Here is an 18876-nt window from a genome sequence, read left to right as displayed (position 1 = left end):
GCTGCGGAGCCTGGCTCACCGGCCGGTGATGGCACCGGCCAGGCGCTTGACCCCTTCGCGCAGGGTGTCCTCGTCCTCGAGCGAGAAGGCCAGTCGCAATTGGGAGAGGCCCGGCGCCCCGGTGCCGAAATCCGGGCCGTCGTAGAAGGCTGTTCCGGGCACGAAGACCACCTTGGCGTCGATGGCCGCGTCCAGCACCGTGTGGCAGGAGACGCCGTCGGGCAGGTCCAGCCAGGTGAAGAATCCTCCGCGCGGCACGCTCCAGCGGGTCCCCGCCGGCATGTGCTCCTCCAGCGCCTCCCGCACCGCCGTCGCCCGGCCACGGTACAGGCCACGCGCCGTCGTGAGCGCGGACTGCCAGTCATGGCCCAGCACATACTCCTCAATGAGCGTCTGACTCAGCACCGACGCGCAGATCGTGGTGGCCTCGGATGCGAGCTGCAGCGGACGGCGCAGCGGCTCCGGCGCCACGGCCCAGCCCACCCTGAGTCCCGGGGCCACGATCTTGGAGAACGAGCCGAGGTAGATCACGTTCTCCGGATCGAGCTGGTGCATGCTCTGCTGCGTTTCGCCGTCGAAGGACAGCAGTCCGTACGGGTTGTCCTCGATGATGGGCACGCCGGCGCGCCGGCACACCTCCACAACCTGGGGGCGCCGCTCGGCGGACAGGGTGATCCCGGTGGGATTGTGGAAGTTCGGGATCGTGTAGAGCGCCTTGACCGTCCGGCCCTGCGAGCGCAGGCGGGCGATGGCGTCCTCCAAGGCCTCGGGGCGCAAGCCGTCCTGATCCATGGCGACATGCTCGACATCGACCTGCAGGCCCGCGAACACACCGAGGGCGCCCACGTAGGTGGGCCCCTCCGCCAGGATGACGTCACCTGGATCGCAGAGCAGCTTGACGACCAGCTCCAGGGCCATCTGGGAACCCGCGGTGATCTGGACGCTGTCCGCGTCGACCGGAATGCCTTCCGCCGCCATGACACGCACGACGGCGTCGCGCGCCCCGGGCGTGCCGGTGCCGGAGCCGTACTGGAGGGCTTCCATGCCCCGCTCGGTCACGATCCGTGAGGCGGTCGCCCCCAGCTCGGCGAGCGGAAGCACCGTGAGATCCGGGTTTCCGCCCGCCAGCGAGATCACGCCGGGCTGCATGGAGACCTCCCAGAAGTCGCGCACCGGGGACGGGCGATAGCCCGCCGCGCGTGCCGCCGGCCGGAGGAAGGTGGGGGTTGAGCTCATGTTCGCCTCATTCATGGTGGGAGCGGGGCCGGCGTCGTCGCCGGCCCGGGCTGGTTTCAGTGATAGTCGACGGCGGACGCGACCGCGCCGCGCGGGAGTTTCAGTTCGGAGTCCACGAAGCTGTGGAGGATGGCGTGCATGCGGGGCACGGTCATGCCGAAGGTGCCGTTGATGGTCTGGAACGCGAGGCCGTCCGTGAGTCCCAGGACGGAATTCACCACGTCCTCCACGGCGCGCTCGGTGACGGCCTGGCCGGAGTCGAGGACGTCCTGGATCGCCTCGGAGAAGAGACTCTGCCAGTACCGGAGCCGGTCGTTGACCTTCTCCGCCAGCGTGGCGTCCAGTCGCGCGGCGGCGTAGAGCTCGAACCAGAAGCCCCACGCGTCGGTGAAGTCCTTCTCCCCCATGACCGCGTAGTCGATGAGTCCGCGGAGCTTGCGCGCGGCGTCTCCGCCACCGTCCCGGGAGGCGATCTGCTGCCATTCGGCCTGAGACTCCTCCATCCGGTGCTCCACGCAGGCCTCGATGAGCTTGTCCCGCGTGCGGAAGTAGTGCTGGATCATCCCGACGCTGAATCCCGTGGCGTCCGAGACTGCTCCGAACGAGCAGCCGGACAGCCCGGATTCCACGATCACGGACGCGGTGGAGCGCAGGATCTCCACCCGGCGTTCGGCGATGGCCTCCTCGGTGACGGCATTGCTCCGGCGACGGACCACGGTGCCCATGGACTTCCTCCTGACGATTGCAGTGACATTCAGAACGCTAGCGGATCGCCCTTGACAGTGACTCGCATCACTCAAATAATAAGTTGAACTTATTGAAGTTTTCAACAGCGCTCCGCCGCCTCCCCTTCAGCCGCCAAGGAAGACCCCCATGAAGAAATTGACTGAGAAGAAAATGACCGAGAAGAAGACCATCTCCAACCGCCTGGTCCGCCGGACCGCCCTGACCCTCACGGCCCTCGCGCTCGTGGCCGGAACCTCCGCCTGCACCAACAGCGAGACGCCGACGGCGGCCGGCAACCCGGGAGCCTCCGGCACCAACGCGGCCGGCGGAGTGGGCTCGGGCGGCCGGGCGGCCGCGGAAGCGGTGCAGGCCGATCCCGCCGTCGAGGCCCTCGTCCCCGCGGCCCTCAAGCAGAAGGGCTCCCTGAGCCTGGTCACCGATCCCACCTACGCCCCCATCACCTTCACCGACAGCAGCGGCGCCTTCGTGGGCCTGGAGCCCGACCTTGCCGTCGCCGTCGGCAAGAAGATGGGCCTCAAGGCCGACTTCAGCAAGGGCGATTTCAACGGCATCATCGCCGGCATCCAGGCCAAGCGCTACGACGCCTCCTGGGCCGCCTTCTCCATCACCGCGGACCGCGCCGCCCAGGTGAACATGGTCAGCTACATGAAGGGCGGCACTTCGGTCATGGTGAAGAAGGGCAACCCCTCCGGCATCAAGCAGGTCGAGGACCTGTGCGGCAAGACCGTGGCGGCCCAGACCGGGACCACCCAGGCCCTCGCCGTCCTCCCGTCCTTCCAGAAACAGTGCGCGGACGCCGGCAAGGGACAGATCACCCCGCTGATCCTCCCCCAGCAGGACAACGTCAACCAGGCCGTCTCCACCGGCCGCGCCCAGGCCATGGCCGCCGACAACGCGCTGGTGGCCTACTACTCACAGCTCCAGCCCGACGTCTTCTCCTCGGTGGACAGCATCCTGGTGGAGCCCGCCCTCAGCGGCGTGATCACCAACAAGGCCGACGACTCCCTGGCCAAGGCCTTCCAGAAGGCCCTCAGCTCCCTCATGGCCGACGGCACCTACAAGAAGATCCTCACCGCGTGGGGCATGTCCGCCTCGGAGATCCCGGCCTCCGAGATCAACCCCGTCAAGTGACCCGCGCCGAACCCAGGAGCACCCCGTGACCTCTACCAGCCCCGGAACCGTGACCGAAGACCACGGCCGGATCGATTACCTGGCCATGTCCGGGCTTCCCGTCCTGAAACGACGGCGCCCCGGGCAGGTGGTGTCCATCATCGTCATCGCCTTCCTGATCATCCTGATGGCCGGCACCCTGCTGACCAATCCGGGATTCGGCTGGCCCACCGTGGGCAAGTACCTCTTCGACACCCGCATCCTCGCCGGGCTGCTCCTGACCCTGGAACTGACCATCATCGCCGAGATCATCGGCTTCGCGGTCGGCATGGTCCTGGCGGTCATGCGGATGAGCCCCAACCGGCTCATCTCGGGAGTGGCCGGCGCTTACATCTGGTTCTTCCGCGGGACGCCGCTGCTGGTGCAGCTCCTGTTCTGGGGTTTCGCCGCGGCGCTCTTCCCCACGATCGGGATCGGCATCCCCTTCATCGGGCCGAACTTCGTGGAATGGAACACCAACGACGTCATCTCCCTCATGGGTGCGGCCATCCTGGGGCTCGGCCTGAATGAGGCCGCCTACACGGCGGAGATCATCCGCGCCGGCCTGCTCAGCGTGCCTCCGGGCCAGACCGAGGCCAGCCGCGCCATGGGCTTCAGCCACCTGCGGACCCTTTGGTACGTGGTGATCCCCCAGTCCATGAAGGTGATCATCCCGCCGATCGGCAACAACGTGATCTCGATGCTCAAGACCACCTCGCTGGTGATCGTGATCGGCGTCGGTGATCTGCTCTACAACGCCCAGCAGATCTACGCTCAGAACCTCAAGCAGATCCCCCTGCTGATCGTGGCGAGCATCTGGTACATCGCCCTGACCAGCGTCCTGAGCTGGTTCCAGTCGCGGCTGGAGAAGAAGTACTCCAAGGGCACCGTCCGTCCGGCCAAACCGGCAAAGAAGGAGGCCCGCTGATGGCTACCGTCGAGTTCCTCAATGTCCACAAGAGCTTCGGCTCCGTGGAGGTCCTGAAGGGCATCGACTTCCGGGTGGAACCGCAGCAGGTGGTCTGTCTCATCGGCCCCTCGGGATCCGGCAAGTCGACCCTGCTGCGCTGCGTGAATCACCTGGAGGTCACCTCCGCCGGCGCCATCCTGGTCAACGACCAGATGATCGGCTACAACGTGCACGGCGACCGCCTGGTGGAGGCCTCCGACGCCGAGATCGACCGGCGCCGCTCCCGCATCGGCATGGTCTTCCAGAGCTTCAACCTCTTCGGGCACATGACCGCCCTGGAGAACGTGATGTTCGGCCCCACCAAACTGCTCAAGACCCCCAAGGCGCAGGCGGAGACCGAGGCACGGGAGCTGCTGGCGAAGGTCGGCCTGGCCGAACGCGCCAACAACTACCCGTCCCAGCTCTCCGGCGGCCAGCAGCAGCGCGTCGCCATCGCGCGGGCCCTCGCCATGAAACCGGACCTCATGCTCTTCGACGAACCCACCTCGGCCCTGGACCCGGAGCTGGTGGGCGAAGTGCTGGATGTCATGAAGCAGCTGGCCGCCAGCGGCATGACCATGCTCGTGGTCACTCACGAGATGGGCTTCGCCCGGGAAGTGGCGGACGTGGTGGTCTTCATGGACAACGGCGTGATCGTGGAGCAGGGCCTCCCGGACGACGTCCTCCTGAACCCCCAGCACGAACGCACGCGCTCGTTCCTCTCGAAGGTCCTCTGACCAAGGCCCTCGGCCTCATCCCCTCGCCACCTCGACCGAAAGCCCCCCATGCGCACCCTCACCACCTTCCACCGGTCCGCCGCCCAGGCCCACCCGGTGGTGCTCCACCATGCCACGTTCCACACCCTGGAGGACGGGTCTTCGCCGGAGGCCCTCCTCGTCTTCGGCCAGGACATCGCCGCGAGCGGCACGCTGGAGCACTGCCTCGCGGCGGCGGCCGCCCTGAGCCCGGCGGCGCCGGAGATCGTCGACCTGGGCGGCGCCGTCGTCGTTCCCGGCTTCATCGACGCCCACGCCCACCCGCTCATGTACGGGCAGCTCATGACCTGGGTGGACTGCGGCCCGGAGAAGGCCGGCTCCATTCCGGAGATCGTCGCCCTCCTGCAGGAGGCCGCACGCGAGCTGCCGGAGGGCCGCCCCGTGCGCGGTTACGGCTACGAGCACCGCAATCTGGTGGAGGGCCGTCATCCCACACGCCACGAGCTGGACCAGGTGGCCACGGACCGCGAGGTGTACCTCATGAACGCCTCCGGCCACGGCGGAGTGGTGAACAGCTTCACGCTGGAGCTGCACGGAGTCACGCGGGACACCCTCAATCCCCCGGGCGGTGAGTTCTTCCGCGACGCCGACGGCGAGCTGACCGGCGAACTGTCCGACGCCGCCTGCAATGTCCTCACCGGCGTGCACGGGGTGAAGGTGGGCCATCACGGACCGAACTTCCATCTCGCGGATGCCCCGGAGGAGCACCTGCGCCAGCTGGCCGCCGCCCAGGAGAAGTTCCTGGCCGGTGGTGTCACGGCGATCGGGGACGCCCAGGTGTCCCGCCGCGAATTCGACATGTACCTCCGACTGGCCGAAGCGGACGGCTTGAAGACCCGTGTGAGCATGTACCTGCTCTCCCACCTGCTCGACGACGCGCTGGAGATGGGACTGCACGGCGCCTTCGGCAACGACATGCTCAGCTTCGCCGGGATCAAGCTCTACGCGGACGGGACCCTGGGCGGCTGGACCGCATACTTCCCGGACGGCTACGTCGGCGATCCCTGCCGGACCGGACAGCTCTATCACGAGCCCGCCGAATACCGGGAGCTGATCCGCAAGGCCCATGCGGCGGGCATTCAGACCGCCACCCACGCCCAGTCCCCCACAGCACTGGAAATGGTCATCGGCGCCATCGAGGCCGCTCTGGAGGAGCGCCCGGACGAGGATGCACGGCACCGGATCGAGCACTGCGGCCTGCCGACCCCGGAGCAGATCGGCCGGATGTCCACGGCGGGCATCTTCCCGGTCAACCAGCCGCAGCACTACTACAACTGGGGCGAAGGCGTCACGGCCGCCATCGGCACCCCGGGCGAACGGTTCAACCCGCTGGGCGAGTTCGTCCGGGCCGGAGTGCCCGTCACGATCAGCTCGGACGCCCCCGTGGCGGACCCCCTGCCCCTCGAGGCGATCCAGGCGGCGGTCACGCGCGTCACCCGGCGCGGGCACCGGCTCGGCTCCCTCGACCTGCGGATCAGCCGTGAAGAGGCGCTGAAGGCGCACACGCTGACGGCCGCCCAGGCCATCGGGCGAGAGTCCGATCTCGGTTCACTGGCCGTCGGCAAACGCGCCGACTTCGCCATCCTCTCCGCGGACCCCCTCACGGTCCCGAAAGAGGAGATCTCCCGGATCCAGGTCCTGCAGACCTGGGTGGACGGCCAGCGCCGATTCCTCTCGGGTGCCCGCACCGCAACCCCCGCCCAGCACGCGAACCAGGACTGAGACATGAACACCATCACCTCCCCCGAGCAGCAGCCGGTAGAGACCGGAGCCCACGCGAACACCGGACTCGCAATCATGACCACGCTGAGCAATTACGGCGTGGACACCATCTTCGGCATCCCCGGAACGCACAATCTCGAGTTCTACCGGCATCTCGCCCCGCTGGGGATCCATCCCGTGACGAGCCGCCACGAACAGGGCGCCGGGTACGCCGCAGACGGCTGGGCCCAGCAGACGGGTCTGCCGGGCGTCGTCATCACCACCTCCGGCCCGGGCCTGCTCAATGCCCTCTCCGCGGCCGGCACCGCCTATTGCGAGTCCCGCCCGCTCCTCCTGCTCTCGCCCGGCCCCGCGCTGGGTGACGAGTTCGCGGACCGCGGCGCGCTCCACGAGACCAAGGACTCGACGGCCGCCGCCGGGGCGATCGTGGAGTGGAGTCTCCGCGCCACCTCGGCGGAGGAGGCCGTGGAGGCGATCCACCGCGCCTTCCAGCTGTTCCGTGGCACCCGCCCGCGCCCCGTCCATCTGGAAGTCCCGCTGGATGTCCTGGAGGGCCCTGCGGCTCTGAACGGCCGGCTGCTCGCCGCCCGCCCGGCGCCGGCCCCCACCCCCGCGGACGACGACGCCGTGGCCACCGCCGCGCGGCTGCTCGCCGCCGCCGTCCGGCCGGTCATCCTAGCCGGCGGAGGCTCGCTGCCGGGCCGTGGCGCTCTGCGCGCCTTGGCCGAAACCCTGCCGGCACCCGTGGTCACCACGCTGAACGGAAAGGGAGCGCTTCCCGAGTCCCACCCGCTGTCCCTGGGGTCGGACATCCGGCTGCCCGCCGCGCAGGAGCTCTGCAACGAGGCCGATGTCCTGCTCGTCGTGGGGTCCAAGGTGGGCGAGGCGGAACTCTGGGGCGGCGAGGTCGCGCCCCGGGGAACGGTCATCCGGGTGGACATCCTGGAACGTCAGATGGACACGAATCTGCGTGCCGACGTGCGCCTGGTGGGCCACAGTGCGGCGGTCCTTCCGCAGCTGCTCGCCGCCGTGCGGACGGCGCCATCGGACATGGAAGTCGCCGGCGGCGAATCGCGTGGCACCGGCCTGAACGACCGGCTGTCCGGCCTGCGGGCCGAGCTCAAGGAAGCGGGCCGGGCCATGGCGCCGGACCTGGCCGCCCTGGCCTGCGAGATCCAGGCGGCGGTCCCCGAGGACACCATCATCGCCGGGGACTCCTCGCAGATCACCTATTTCGGCACCTCCACCTTCATCCCGCAAGACGAACCCCATTCCTTCCTGTACACCCCGGCGTACGCCACACTCGGCTACGGTCTCCCGGCCGCCATCGGAGCCAAGGTCGCCGCCCCGGAGCGTCCCGTGGTGGCCGTGGTCGGCGACGGCGCCCTGATGTTCGCGGTGCAGGAGCTGGCCACGGCGGTGGAGCAGGGCCTGGATCTCGTGGTGGTCTGCGTGGACAACGGCGGGTACGCGGAGATCAAGCAGAACGAGGCGGACCGCGGCATCGCTCCGGTGGGCGTCGAGCTGCGCCAGCCGAATTGGGCGGCCCTCGCCACGGCTTTCGGCGGGCACGGCGTTTCGGTCAGCGCCCCCGGCGAGGTGCGTGCCGCCGTCGAGCAGGCTCTCGCAGCCGGCGGAGTCCAGCTGGTTCACGTGCCACTGGACATCTTCCGCGCGGCTTCGGCATGAGAAAACCCTGGCGGGCCGCTTCTTCTCCTGCGGCCCGCCAGGGTGATCTCCGTGCCAGGGCTTCTCAGACCCGGGCGAGAGGCTGGCGCAGGTTCTCCGCCAAGGGGCATTCGAAAGCGGAGCCCCGGCCGTAGCCGACCGCGTTGAGATACCGCATGACGATCCCGTAGGACGTCATCAAGGACGTGCTGGTGTAGGGGATGCCCTGCTCCGCGCAGGTCCTCCGGACCATCGCGGCGGCCCGGCGAAGCGCCGGACGGGGCATGCTCGGGAACAGGTGGTGCTCGATCTGGTAGTTCAGGCCGCCCATGAGGACGTCCATCGCCCAGCCGCCGGAGATGTTGCGGGAGGAACGGACCTGACGGGTGAGGAAGTCCACCCGGTCGTTCTCGGCGAACACCTTCATGCCCTTGTGGTTGGGGGCGAAGGTGGCTCCCATGTAGAAGCCGAAAACACCCTGCTGGATCAGGACGAAGCCGATCGCCAGTGCGGGCGGCAGGAAGATGAAGGCCAGCACCGGCACCACGCAGATGCGGGTGGTGAGGATGGCCAGTTCCAGCGCTCGCCGATCCACCCGTCCCTTGCTCAGCAGATGCTTATAGGAGTCCACTTGCAGGCTGAAGCCCAGGAAGGGCAGCAGGAAGAAGAGGAAGTACCCTTGCCGCTTGGCGATGAAGTGCAGGAACGCGGGACGCTTGGCCGCAGCCTCGTCGTAGAACACGACGACGCCCGGCCGGATGTCAGGATCCTTGCCGATCATGTTGGGGTTGGCGTGGTGCCTGGTGTGTTTCTGCTGCCACATGGCGTAGCTGATCCCGGAGAGGCCGGTGGCCACCAGCCGGGCGAACCAGTCGTTGGCGCCCCAGGAGGCGAACACCTGGCGGTGCGCGGCCTCGTGGGCCAGGAAACCGAACTGTGTCATCAGGATGCCCAGGCCCACGGCCAGCAGGAGCTGGAAACCGCTGTGACCCAGGAGCCCGAATCCGGCCCAGGCCGAGGCGTAGGCCAGGACGAGGATCGAGAAAACGGTGAGGTAGTAGCCGCGGCGACGGACCAGAAGACCGGCCCCTTTCACCTGTCCCTGCAGTTCTACGAAACTACCGACCACGGGGTTGGACCGCACGGGTCGTTGGGCGAGGTCATTCTTCATTTGTTGCCGCCAATAGCTGGGAGGCTCGGCGCGACCCTCTCTTGCGGGGCACCATTCCCTCTCCTCCAGTCTACGCTGGTATACCAAGAATCACTGCGGAGGCATGCGCAGGGCGCCGTCCATGCGGATGGTCTCGCCGTTGAGGTAGTCGTGCTCCACGATCATGGTCACCAGACGGGCGTATTCCTCGGGGCGGCACAGCCGCTGCGGGAAGGGGACGCTCGCGGCCAGCCCGGCGCGGTACTCTTCGCTCACGGTGGCGAGCATGGGCGTGTCCACGATGCCGGGTGCGATGGTGCAGACGCGGATTCCGTGACGCGCCAGGTCGCGTGCGGCGGGAAGCGTCATGCCGACGACGCCGGCCTTCGACGCCGAGTACGCCACCTGCCCGATCTGACCTTCGTATGCGGCCACGGACGCGGTGTTGATGATCACCCCGCGCTGCCCGTCCTCATCGGGCTCCGTCGCCGCGATGGCCTCGGAGGCGTAGGCGAGGACGGTGAACGTCCCGAGGAGGTTCACGTTGAGCACCGTGGCGAACAGCTGGGGGTCGTGGACACCGCCGCGGCCGAGGATCCTGCAGCTCGGGGCGATCCCCGCGCAATTGACCACGGTGCGCAGCGGCAACCCGGCGGAGGCCTGCTCGACGGCGGCCCGCACCTGAGCTGCGTCGGTGACGTCGGCAGGGATGAACGTGACCCCGTCCGGCGCCGCGGCCTGTTCCAGTTGCTGCGGAAGGTCCAAGGCGAACACCCGGGCCCCTTGCTGCACGAGGGCGGACGCCGTGGCCGCTCCGAGGCCCGAGGCCCCTCCGGTGACGAGGGCTGCTGTGGCGGTCAGTTCCATGGACCCGGCTCCTTGACGTGGACGTGGGAGCCTCGGGCGGGTCGTGCCGTGCCGGAGGTCCCAGACTGATGTGGGGCGGCTTCGTGAGCGCCCTCACAGGACACTTGGCAGGCTAGCAACTGTCCCGTGCCCGTGCCAGAGGAACCGGCGGCCCACTTCGTGAAGCGGGTCCTTGGGAATAAATCATCTGGAACTATAGTATTTACCTACCAGGCCTTGTGGCCGGAGTCACAGATCTCTCGTGGGAGTCGGCTCCGGCACCCGCGCAACCCTTCGCATTCAGAGGGTCCGCGGGGATAGGCTCATGGGGCACGGCGTCCGAAATGCCGGCGGGGACTAGCCGAACCACCCCCTGCCGGTGGAAAATGAATGCGTGTAGAAAATTAGGTCCGGTCTCCACCGGGCCTCGTAGCTGAAGCGAAAAGGACACGTTCAATGGCGACGACCACTAAACAGGGCTACCGGGTCACCAACCCTGCAACCGGCGAGGTCGTGGAGGAGTTCCCCTTCTCCACCGATGCTGAGGTGCAGGATGCCCTGACCAAGGCCCAGACCGCCTACGAGGACTGGGGATCGCGGACCATCGAGGAGCGCGCCGCCGTCGTGCAGCGTGCCGCCGAACTGTTCGAGGAGCGCAAGGAGGAGCTCGCCCGCATCGCCGCCACGGAGATGGGCAAGCCGTTCCACGAGGGTGTCGAAGAGGCCGAGTTCTCCAGCGCGATCGTCGGCTACTACGCCGAACACGGTCCCGCATTCGTCGCCGACCAGGAGGTCCCCACCCTCGCCGACGGCAAGGCAGTCATCCAGCGCCTTCCCATCGGCCCGCTGCTCGGCATCATGCCGTGGAACTTCCCGTACTACCAGGTGGCGCGCTTCGCAGGCCCCAACCTGGTGCTCGGCAACACCGTGCTGCTGAAGCACGCCGAATCCTGCCCGCGGTCCGCACTGGCCATCGAACAGATCTTCCGTGACGCGGGCGTGCCCGAAGGCGCGTACGTCAACGTGTTCGCCACGCACGATCAGATCTCCACGATCATCGAGGATCCCCGCATCCAGGGTGTCTCCCTGACCGGCTCCGAGCGCGCCGGCGCCATCATCGGCGCCCAGGCCGGCAAGGCCCTGAAGAAGGCCGTGCTGGAGCTCGGCGGTTCCGATCCGTACGTGATCCTGGATTCCGATGACATCAAGGAAGCAGCCGCCACCGCCTGGGGCACCCGCATCTACAACACGGGCCAGGCGTGCAACTCCAACAAGCGCATGATCGTCATGGAGGACATCTTCGATGACTTCGTCACCGAGCTGACCGAGCTGGCCAAGGCCGTCAAGCCTGCCGACCCGCTGGAGCCGGGTGACAACTCCTACGGCCCCATGTCCTCCCGCCGTGCGGCCGAGGATCTCGATGCCCAGGTGCAGGATGCCGTCGCCAAGGGCGCCACCCTGCACGCCGGCGGTGTTCTCGCAGAGGGCGAGAGCGCGTACTACTCCCCCGCCGTCCTGACCGGAGTCACTCCGGACATGCGCGCGTTCCAGGAGGAGCTGTTCGGCCCGGTGGCCGTGGTCTACAAGGTCACGTCCGACGAGGAAGCCCTGGAGCTGGCCAACAACACCCCGTTCGGTCTCGGCGGCGCCGTGTTCGCCAAGGATGAGGATCGCGCCCGCCAGATCGCGGACAAGCTCCAGGTGGGCATGGCCAACGTCAACACCCCGGCCGGCGAGGGCGCCGAGCTCCCGTTCGGTGGCGTCAAGCGCTCCGGTTTCGGCCGTGAGCTGGGTCCGCTGGGTATGGACGAGTTCGTGAACAAGCGCCTCTACTTCGTGGCCAACTGATCACTCTCAGTCCCGGATCAGGGGCGGTGCGCCGGTCCTCCGGAGCACCGCCCCTGATCGTTTCAGGTGGCCCAGGTCCACGCGGCCGCCGGCGATTCCGCCCACCGGGCCGGCCGCCGTCGCACCCCGTCACAGGAAAGACGGCCCCTCCCCGCAGGGGGCCGCGGAGTTGTACCATCGAGCCACGAGGGGGCGCATCATGGCGGCTTATTCCACGACGGGGAGACCGATGGGAACGGCCGGCCTTCAGGACGACACTGGGGACCGGCATCTTGGCTTCTCTGCCACCGTGTCACGGGAACTCGTCCACAAGGCCTCAGTGTCCGAGGTCCTGCTGACGGAGATCCAGCGGCTGGACGAGAATCACTTCGTCGTGGGCGCACAATGGCCCCGCTGGCACGTCTTCTATCGTGGCCCCGGCGGCCGCACGGACTCCGCCCTGCTGGCCGAGACGCTGCGGCAGTCGGTCATCCTGCTCGCGCACAGCAGTGGCGTGCCCCTGGATCACAAGTTCCTCATGCCGGGGATGGCGCTGACCGTCACACCGTTCGAGCGCGATCCCCAGCGCCCCACCGAAGTGACGGTAGGGCTGGAGGTGGTCCGTTCGCAGTCACGGGCGGGCGTCTTCACCTCGCTCGACGTCTCGGCACGTTTCCAGTCCGGCAACGTCGGCATCGGCAGAGGATCGGCTTCGGCGCGGATTCTGGATGGCCGGACCTATCAGCGGTTCAGGACGCAGACTTCACCGATGCCTCCCGGGCCACGGCCCATCCGGCCCCTCGATGCTGCGCAGGTGGGCCACACGGACAGCCGGCATGTGCTTCTTGGCGCATCCTCCGCACCCTCGAGGTGGCCTTTGGTGGTGGACATCGCGCACCCCGTGTTCTTCGACCATCCGCTCGACCACATCCCCGGAATGCTCCTGGTGGAGGCCTGCCGACAGGCCGTCCGGGCGGCTTCAGGGCTGCCGGAATCGGATCTGAAGAGCTTCTCCGCGGAATTCACCCGCATCGTGGAACTCTGGCATCAGGCGACGGTGAACGTCCGTCAGCTGGAGGGCGGCACGGCCGGCGTGGAGATCAACGACGGGGAGACCCTGCTGATGTCACTGAAGGGCCGCTACGCCTGACCTGGGTCACCCCGGTCCACGTCGCCCCACACCGTGTCACGCGTCAGGGGGTCCAGCGTTCCGGATCCGTGGCGACCGCCGGAAGCATGAATGCCCACATCTGCCGGATCCGCTCCAGGAGGTCCCCCCGTCCGGTCAGGACATTGGACACCATCTGCACCCCCGTGAAGGAAGCCACCAGCAACCGGGCGAAGTCCGCGGCGTTCACATCCCGGCGGACGTCGCCTTCCTCCTGCGCCTGCGCGGCCAGGTAAGTCATGGTGTCGATCCAGTCCTGGTAGGGTCCGGCGACATCCGCGTCGAAGGCGGAGGCCTCGAAGGTGAGCCGGATGCCGGCCCGCACCACGACGTCGTCGAGCATTTGCTGCCCGAACACCCGGCAGAGTTCCATCATCGTCGGAAGCCCTTGATCGCCCTTGGAGGACACCTTCTCCCCCGCGATGCGGGACCTGGAGTGCTGGGCTTCGATCACCGCGAGGGCGATCTCCTCCTTGGACTTGAAATGGAAATACAGCGCCCCTTTGGTGACCTCCGACTGGATGGCGATCTCACTCAGGCTGGCGTTGCCGTATCCGGCGCGTTCAAATACCGTCGAAGCACCTTCAATCACGGAACTCCGGGTTTCGATGGCCCGCTGTTGCATTGCGGAGGAGGACCTTTCTTCGGGCGGCCAGGAAGGAATACTAGTCTCTATGAAAGACCCAACCACCGGGACGGGCAAGACGGCACACCGCACGGGAGGCCACCAGGTGAAAGTCCTGCTCCTGGGTTCCACGGGCTTCATCGGGAGCCGGATCGCGGCTTCGCTTCTGGACACCGGGGAAACACTGCTCACCGTGCTGTCACGGAATCCGGCAGGACATCCTCCCGCCCCACACGGTATCACCGTCCCCGGCGACCTCCGAGACCCCTCCAGCCTGGCCGCCGCGGTGGAGGGCATGGACGTCGTGGTCCATGCCGCCTCCTACGTCGGGCCGGATCCGCAGATCGCCGACGCCGTCAATCGCCAGGGGACGGCGGACCTTCTGGCGGCCTGCGAACGGCAAGGGGTGGGCCGGGTCGTCTATCTCAGCACCACGAGCGTGTACGGCAGCGGGCCCCATCGCGCGCTCGTGGAACGGGACGGGGTCTACGCCCCGCGGTCGGCGGTCAGCGCGGCCCGCGCTGAGGCGGACCGGATGGTCCTGGAGGCGGGCGGAACGGTGATCAGGCCGAATCTGGTCTTCGGCAGAGGAGATCGATGGTTCATTCCAGGTCTGGCCCGGATGATGCGGATCGGCACCTGGCCCGGGGAGGAACCGGCCGCACTCTCGATCATCGGCGTCGAGACTCTCGGAGAGATGATTGCGCGCGTGGCGCTCTCCTCCGGCCATCAGGGAACCGCATTTCACGCCGTCGGGCCCCGTCCCGTGCCGGTCTCGGAACTTCTCCGGGAGACCGCCCGGCAACTCGGGATTCCCGTCCCCGGATTCGGGCCGGGCACCGAGGCCCGCGACCGCTTCCAGGCCGCCGGATTCACCGGCCATCAGACGGATCTGGTCACCCAGGACCACTGGTATTCGGGGGCTGCACTGCGGGATGCGGTGGGGCGGAAATTCGATTCCGGTTCCCTTCCGAGCCCCGCGGAGTGGGCCTGGTATCTCGAAAAGATCACCGGGATATAACAATGCGATCATATTGTGCAAAACCGGCTGAACGGTTTGTTTACTCCACAGTGTGGCCTTACACTGAGTAGTGTTGATACCACCAACCGAGCTCGGTTGATCTGTCAGCGAAGCTGGATTGGGGGGAGGTGCGGTCATTGGCCGCACCTCTTGCTTTAACCGTCCGTCTGCTGCGCCATCCGAGGAACTCCATGACCGTCGTCTTCAGCAGGGATCCGTGGATGCCCACCGCCTTCCGCGACAACGGAGAGCTCAGGCTTCGCATCGTGGGCGGCGCCGACGCCAACCACGATCCGCGCGAATTCAGCATCCCCCTCTCTGAAGCTCAGCTGGACGTCATCGAGCGCGATCTGGCGCGCCATCTGCTCCTCTGGAGCGCGTTCCTGCCGCTCACCTATGACGCCGGGATCAACGGCCCGCTCAACGCGCGTGCGGCCACAGCACTGCTGGACCCCATCCTCTTCGGATCACCCCGGGACATCGACGCCCTGTTCCGCCGCGTTCCGTGGGACAAGCGGCAGCTGGTGGCCCAGGGGGCCGACATTCCTCTGCTCGAGCGCGGCAAAGTCATGGACGCCGTCCTTCCGGCCACGCAGTACTCCGATTGGAACCGCCTCTGGGAGTACGACGCCGATCGACGGCGGGCCGAACGCGGTGTCCATCTCGGTCCGCTCGACGCGGCGCTCCTCCGGTACACCGGACGCTATGCGCACGGCGGGAGGTCACCGGAGCGCCATTCCGCCGCCGTCGACCCCGGCCTGCTCCCCCAGGTGCTGGAAGTCGTCGCCGTCGCGGAGCGCGCGACGGCCGGAATGCCCATGCCGTCAGGGTGGGGCGATGAGGTCAGCCGCGACTGGAAGAGCATGAGCGCTGTCGCGGAGAGTGCGGTGCGGTCCGCCTATCCGGAACTCGTGGACGATGCCGTGAGCACCGTGGGTTTTCTGGTGTGCAGCGAAGCCCATGATCTCGCGGATGCCGAGGCCGAGCTCGAGGGCAACCGCTGAGGCTGACGGGCTGAGCCGGAGTCAGGATTCCGCCGGCACGTCCTGCTCTTCGCTTTGCTCTTCACTGCGCGGGCGCACCAGGCAGAAGGGGTGTCCCACAGGGTCCGCATAGACCCGGAAACCCGGATGCTCCTCCGACCCTTCCAGAAGGGTCGCGCCAGCCGCCAGGACGGCCGCTTCCCCTTCCTCGAAGTCGTCGACGCGGACATCCAGGTGCAGCTGCTGCGCCGGGTCTCCCGTCGTCCAGTCGGGCGTATGGAACTTCTCCGTGCGCTGCAGGTCCAAGGACGGGAGGCCGGGGCCAAGGTCCAGCGAGACCCATTCGTCGTCCTCGTAGGTCCGCGGCGCTCCCAGAAGCTTCTCGTAGAAGGGGGCGAGGGCACGGGGGTCAGGGCAGTCGATGACTATTCCGCTCAGGCGTCCGATCATGCCTTCAGTCTTCGCCCCGAGGTCTCGCGGCGCAAGACCCCTCGTGGACGGCGAGTACTATGCCGAGCAAGTGCCCGACGGCTGGCTGATGCTCGCAGGGTGGCTGACCGTGGCCTTCTTCGCCTCCCACACCGTCTTTCCGGCCAGGAAGGATCGCACCTCCAGCGCTACGTGACGCGGCAGCGACTCAGGAAACGCCGAAGGGCCGGTCTCTCGACCGGCCCTTCATCTGTGGAGGTAAGGGGATTCGAACCCCTGACCTTCTGCATGCCATGCAGACGCGCTACCAACTGCGCCATACCCCCATATTCACTTGTTCACCCCGCCGATCCAGCGTGCTTTCGCGGCCGAGGCAACTCATCCAGTGTAGACCATCCGCCGGATGAGCAGCAAATCCAAGCCGCACTCAGGCGCTGGCTTCATCCTCGTCGGACGTCGCGGCCGAGTGCTCCGGGAGACCGAGGTCCACCACCGGGCAGTCCTGCCACAGGCGCTCCAGCGCGTAGAAGACCCGCTCCTCGCCGTGCTGGATGTGCACGATCACATCGGAGAAGTCCAAGAGGATCCATCGGCCTGCAGCGCGGCCTTCCTGACGCATGATCTTGCGGCCGCTGGCGATCAGCTGCTCCTCGATCTCGTCAGCGATGGACTTGACCTGGCGCTCCGAGGCGGCGGAGGCGATGACGAAGATGTCGGAGAACGGCATGCGCTCACTGACGTCCAGAGCCAGGATCTCCTCGGCCTGCTTGTCATCAGCTGCCTTGCCGATCAGTCGGGCCGTTTCAATCGCGGAAGAGCTAGCGCTCACAGGTCTCCTTTGTCACACACAGTTGCCGCTGGACGGATGCCAGCATCGTTCAATTCTAGTCCCTGCATTCAGCGGCCTCCCGCGGAGATGGCCAGGATCACACCGACCACCAGCGCCACACCACCCAGAACGAGCACGCCCCAGTACAGGAGGCGCAGACGGGTCGCCAGATGCACCCCCGCCGTGCCGACGTCCAGCGGCTCCAGGCCGTGGGCGTCCCGCGCGGCGACCGGCAGAGACTCCGCGGCCACAGCGCCCGGGGCGTTCCTCGGCGGCGCCGCCGGCGCGGGAGGGGCCTGCGACACGACGTCGCGCTGTCCAGGTTCTGCCACCGTCACCGGTGCGGCCACGGGGACCGTCGGGGTGAACACCTGGCCAAGATTCTGCGTCTGCGCGGCCACGGCTCCGGGGACGGGCACGACGGCGCCGGCCGGCTCGTCGCCTGCGTCGCCCGCGTTTGCGAGGGCCTCCGCCTGGGCCAGCAGCTGGGCACGACGGCCGGGCTTCCGTCCCTTGCCGCTCTTCTTCCCGTAGTTCACGGGGCCGGACGGCACGGCCTCCGGGCGGTCCGTCGCCGTGCCCGCTGTCTCGGCCTCAGCCTCAGCCTCAGCCTCAGCCTCAGCAGAACCCTGCCCGGCCACGGGGACGCGCCGCACCTGAACGGTCTCGGGAGCAGGCTCTTGACCGGCTTCCGGCGAGCTGGGGGCCGCTGCCGGCTTCTGCGGCAGCCGCTGAGGAACCGGGATCTGGACCTGAGTCGTCGGGGCCTTGATGACGGGGTGCGCCACGCCCGGGACCTCCACCGCCTCTTCGCGTGACACCGCTCCGAGATTGTGGGCCGTGGCCGGCGCGAAGGACTCCTTCGGAGCGGCCTTCGCGTTCTCCGCCTCACGGGCCAGCTGTTCCTTGCGTTGCGCGCGCTGATTGAGGATCGCGGCGCGTTCCGCCATGGCTATCTGCTCAGCCAGGACATCCTGATCGACCGCGCCGGCGTCGGCTCCGGGATTCTCGGCGAGCTTCGCGAAGTACTCCTGCGCCTGGGCCGTGAAACGCTCGCGCTCGGCGAGGGCTTCCTCCAGGCTCATGTCGTCGGGAAGCGGCTCCCCCGCGCTCTTGGAGACCACCCGCACCGGAGCGGTGCCGGGAACCGGGCCGAAACTGACGCCCATGCCCGGGCGGTCGCGCCCGTCGGACGGCTCGTCCTGCGGGCCGGGCTCATGCTGACCGGGCTCGTTCTGGCCGGCTCCGTCCTGGCCGGGCAGCGGCACCACGGGACGCTGCCTGGTCTCGAGAGCCAGCTCCTGCAGCCGACGCTGCCGACGGGTGGGGGTGCCGCCGCTGAGCTGCTCTTCCTTTTCCGCCAGTTCCTTGATGGCGCGGAGCGCCGCCCGGTCGCGGGCTCGCAGCTGGGAGCTGCGTTCGGCGCGGACCGGTTCCGCGTCGACCGGAGCCTCGGCCACGCGCCGTGTCCGGCCGGTCGCGGGGGCGGTCTGGCCGTTCGGCGAGGGGGCCTGAGCTTCCTCGCTGACCGGCGGAACCTGCGATCCGCCGGTCAGCGGCACCTCGGGGCTCGCGTCTCCGGCCTCGCGCTGCTGAGCATCAGGAGTCGGCGAATCCGCAGCGGCGCCCTGCACCGTTGCCCGTTCGCGCGCCTCACGCAGTTCACGTCTTGTGCGGAAAGGCTGCTCTTCCTGACTCATCAGTTAATCATCCAGTTCCGTTCAAATGGTGCGGGGAGACCGCGAAAGGCC

17 protein-coding genes and 1 tRNA gene are annotated in these 18876 nt (G+C 67.9%); 9 read left to right on the top strand and 9 right to left on the bottom strand.

Annotated features, from left to right (window positions below):
- Positions 1–15: 15 nt before the first annotated feature.
- On the bottom strand, positions 16–1236 hold the full coding sequence (locus AB4Y75_RS05570; protein WP_441434856.1) for an aminotransferase-like domain-containing protein: 1221 nt from the start codon (positions 1234–1236) through the stop codon (positions 16–18).
- 56 nt (positions 1237–1292) lie between these two features.
- Positions 1293–1961: a TetR/AcrR family transcriptional regulator gene (locus AB4Y75_RS05565; RefSeq protein WP_441434855.1), complete on the bottom strand. Its 669-nt coding sequence runs from the start codon at positions 1959–1961 to the stop codon at positions 1293–1295.
- 148 nt (positions 1962–2109) lie between these two features.
- Here AB4Y75_RS05565 and AB4Y75_RS05560 point away from each other — a divergent pair, with 148 nt between their 5' ends.
- Genes AB4Y75_RS05560 through AB4Y75_RS05540 form a run of 5 tightly spaced genes read left to right on the top strand, consistent with a single transcriptional unit; the run spans position 2110 to position 8268 of the window.
- Positions 2110–3114, top strand: a complete 1005-nt coding sequence (locus AB4Y75_RS05560; protein WP_441434854.1) for an ABC transporter substrate-binding protein — start codon at positions 2110–2112, stop codon at positions 3112–3114.
- A 25-nt stretch (positions 3115–3139) separates the two neighbouring features.
- Positions 3140–4060, top strand: coding sequence for an amino acid ABC transporter permease (locus tag AB4Y75_RS05555; RefSeq protein WP_441434853.1), 921 nt, complete (start codon positions 3140–3142; stop codon positions 4058–4060).
- Positions 4060–4818, top strand: coding sequence for an amino acid ABC transporter ATP-binding protein (locus AB4Y75_RS05550; protein ID WP_441434852.1), 759 nt, complete (start codon positions 4060–4062; stop codon positions 4816–4818). Before AB4Y75_RS05555 ends, AB4Y75_RS05550 begins: the two co-directional genes overlap by 1 nt.
- Before the next feature lie 48 nt (positions 4819–4866).
- Positions 4867–6579 (top strand): amidohydrolase, encoded by a 1713-nt coding sequence (locus AB4Y75_RS05545; RefSeq protein ID WP_441434851.1) that lies wholly within the window; start codon positions 4867–4869, stop codon positions 6577–6579.
- A 3-nt stretch (positions 6580–6582) separates the two neighbouring features.
- On the top strand, positions 6583–8268 hold the full coding sequence (locus tag AB4Y75_RS05540; protein ID WP_441434850.1) for a thiamine pyrophosphate-binding protein: 1686 nt from the start codon (positions 6583–6585) through the stop codon (positions 8266–8268).
- A gap of 64 nt (positions 8269–8332) precedes the next feature.
- Here the strand turns inward: AB4Y75_RS05540 and AB4Y75_RS05535 are convergent, their stop codons facing one another.
- Together AB4Y75_RS05535 and AB4Y75_RS05530 are read right to left on the bottom strand one after the other, a co-directional pair.
- Entirely contained in the window at positions 8333–9418 is a 1086-nt protein-coding gene (locus AB4Y75_RS05535; RefSeq protein WP_441434849.1) for a fatty acid desaturase family protein, read from the bottom strand.
- Positions 9419–9508: 90 nt separating this feature from the next.
- Positions 9509–10264, bottom strand: coding sequence for an SDR family NAD(P)-dependent oxidoreductase (locus AB4Y75_RS05530; protein WP_441434848.1), 756 nt, complete (start codon positions 10262–10264; stop codon positions 9509–9511).
- Positions 10265–10699: 435 nt separating this feature from the next.
- Between AB4Y75_RS05530 and AB4Y75_RS05525 the strand changes: the two genes are divergently transcribed.
- Entirely contained in the window at positions 10700–12091 is a 1392-nt protein-coding gene (locus AB4Y75_RS05525) for an NAD-dependent succinate-semialdehyde dehydrogenase (protein WP_441434847.1), read from the top strand.
- A gap of 289 nt (positions 12092–12380) precedes the next feature.
- A complete protein-coding gene (locus tag AB4Y75_RS05520; protein WP_441434846.1) occupies positions 12381–13220 on the top strand; it encodes a ScbA/BarX family gamma-butyrolactone biosynthesis protein in 840 nt (279 codons plus the stop codon).
- Positions 13221–13263: 43 nt separating this feature from the next.
- On the opposite strand, the gene AB4Y75_RS05515 is transcribed toward AB4Y75_RS05520, so the two are convergent.
- The gene (locus AB4Y75_RS05515) at positions 13264–13863 is read right to left on the bottom strand and encodes a ScbR family autoregulator-binding transcription factor (RefSeq protein ID WP_441434845.1); all 600 of its coding nucleotides are present in this window, start codon (positions 13861–13863) and stop codon (positions 13264–13266) included.
- Between the two features lie 49 nt (positions 13864–13912).
- On the opposite strand from AB4Y75_RS05515, the gene AB4Y75_RS05510 reads away from it, so the two are divergent.
- Together AB4Y75_RS05510 and AB4Y75_RS05505 are read left to right on the top strand one after the other, a co-directional pair.
- Complete coding sequence (locus tag AB4Y75_RS05510) at positions 13913–14884, top strand: NAD-dependent epimerase/dehydratase family protein (protein WP_441434844.1); 972 nt, start codon at positions 13913–13915, stop codon at positions 14882–14884.
- Positions 14885–15075: 191 nt separating this feature from the next.
- Positions 15076–15888 (top strand): DUF6357 family protein, encoded by an 813-nt coding sequence (locus AB4Y75_RS05505; RefSeq protein ID WP_441434843.1) that lies wholly within the window; start codon positions 15076–15078, stop codon positions 15886–15888.
- Positions 15889–15909: 21 nt separating this feature from the next.
- Here the strand turns inward: AB4Y75_RS05505 and AB4Y75_RS05500 are convergent, their stop codons facing one another.
- The 4 genes from AB4Y75_RS05500 to AB4Y75_RS05485 form a co-directional block, all read right to left on the bottom strand.
- Positions 15910–16317 carry a VOC family protein gene (locus AB4Y75_RS05500; RefSeq protein ID WP_441434842.1) on the bottom strand — a complete coding sequence of 136 codons (408 nt, stop codon included), beginning with the start codon at positions 16315–16317 and terminating at the stop codon, positions 15910–15912.
- Between the two features lie 232 nt (positions 16318–16549).
- Positions 16550–16622 (bottom strand) — tRNA-Ala (locus AB4Y75_RS05495).
- Between the two features lie 101 nt (positions 16623–16723).
- Positions 16724–17125 carry a ribosome silencing factor gene (gene rsfS / locus AB4Y75_RS05490; protein WP_441434841.1) on the bottom strand — a complete coding sequence of 134 codons (402 nt, stop codon included), beginning with the start codon at positions 17123–17125 and terminating at the stop codon, positions 16724–16726.
- Positions 17126–17193: 68 nt separating this feature from the next.
- Positions 17194–18825, bottom strand: coding sequence for a hypothetical protein (locus tag AB4Y75_RS05485; RefSeq protein WP_441434840.1), 1632 nt, complete (start codon positions 18823–18825; stop codon positions 17194–17196).
- Positions 18826–18876: the final 51 nt, after the last annotated feature.

This window comes from Arthrobacter sp. RAF14 (genome assembly GCF_052114185.1).
Lineage (GTDB): Bacteria > Actinomycetota > Actinomycetes > Actinomycetales > Micrococcaceae > Arthrobacter_E.
The sequence above is the reverse complement of the archived record's forward strand: the minus strand, read 5'-3'. Positions and strand labels throughout refer to the sequence as shown.

Bases quoted from the DNA above. Each gene is read 5' to 3' on its own strand.
- AB4Y75_RS05500 (WP_441434842.1), bottom strand. From the start codon at position 16,317: ATGATCGGACGCCTGAGCGGAATAGTCATCGACTGCCCTGACCCCCGT.
- AB4Y75_RS05550 (WP_441434852.1), top strand. From the start codon at position 4,060: ATGGCTACCGTCGAGTTCCTCAATGTCCACAAGAGCTTCGGCTCCGTG.
- AB4Y75_RS05540 (WP_441434850.1), top strand. From the start codon at position 6,583: ATGAACACCATCACCTCCCCCGAGCAGCAGCCGGTAGAGACCGGAGCC.
- AB4Y75_RS05570 (WP_441434856.1), bottom strand. From the start codon at position 1,236: ATGAGCTCAACCCCCACCTTCCTCCGGCCGGCGGCACGCGCGGCGGGC.
- AB4Y75_RS05510 (WP_441434844.1), top strand. From the start codon at position 13,913: ATGAAAGACCCAACCACCGGGACGGGCAAGACGGCACACCGCACGGGA.
- AB4Y75_RS05505 (WP_441434843.1), top strand. From the start codon at position 15,076: ATGACCGTCGTCTTCAGCAGGGATCCGTGGATGCCCACCGCCTTCCGC.
- AB4Y75_RS05560 (WP_441434854.1), top strand. From the start codon at position 2,110: ATGAAGAAATTGACTGAGAAGAAAATGACCGAGAAGAAGACCATCTCC.
- AB4Y75_RS05530 (WP_441434848.1), bottom strand. From the start codon at position 10,264: ATGGAACTGACCGCCACAGCAGCCCTCGTCACCGGAGGGGCCTCGGGC.
- AB4Y75_RS05545 (WP_441434851.1), top strand. From the start codon at position 4,867: ATGCGCACCCTCACCACCTTCCACCGGTCCGCCGCCCAGGCCCACCCG.
- AB4Y75_RS05535 (WP_441434849.1), bottom strand. From the start codon at position 9,418: ATGAAGAATGACCTCGCCCAACGACCCGTGCGGTCCAACCCCGTGGTC.
- AB4Y75_RS05565 (WP_441434855.1), bottom strand. From the start codon at position 1,961: ATGGGCACCGTGGTCCGTCGCCGGAGCAATGCCGTCACCGAGGAGGCC.
- AB4Y75_RS05485 (WP_441434840.1), bottom strand. From the start codon at position 18,825: ATGAGTCAGGAAGAGCAGCCTTTCCGCACAAGACGTGAACTGCGTGAG.
- AB4Y75_RS05525 (WP_441434847.1), top strand. From the start codon at position 10,700: ATGGCGACGACCACTAAACAGGGCTACCGGGTCACCAACCCTGCAACC.
- AB4Y75_RS05515 (WP_441434845.1), bottom strand. From the start codon at position 13,863: ATGCAACAGCGGGCCATCGAAACCCGGAGTTCCGTGATTGAAGGTGCT.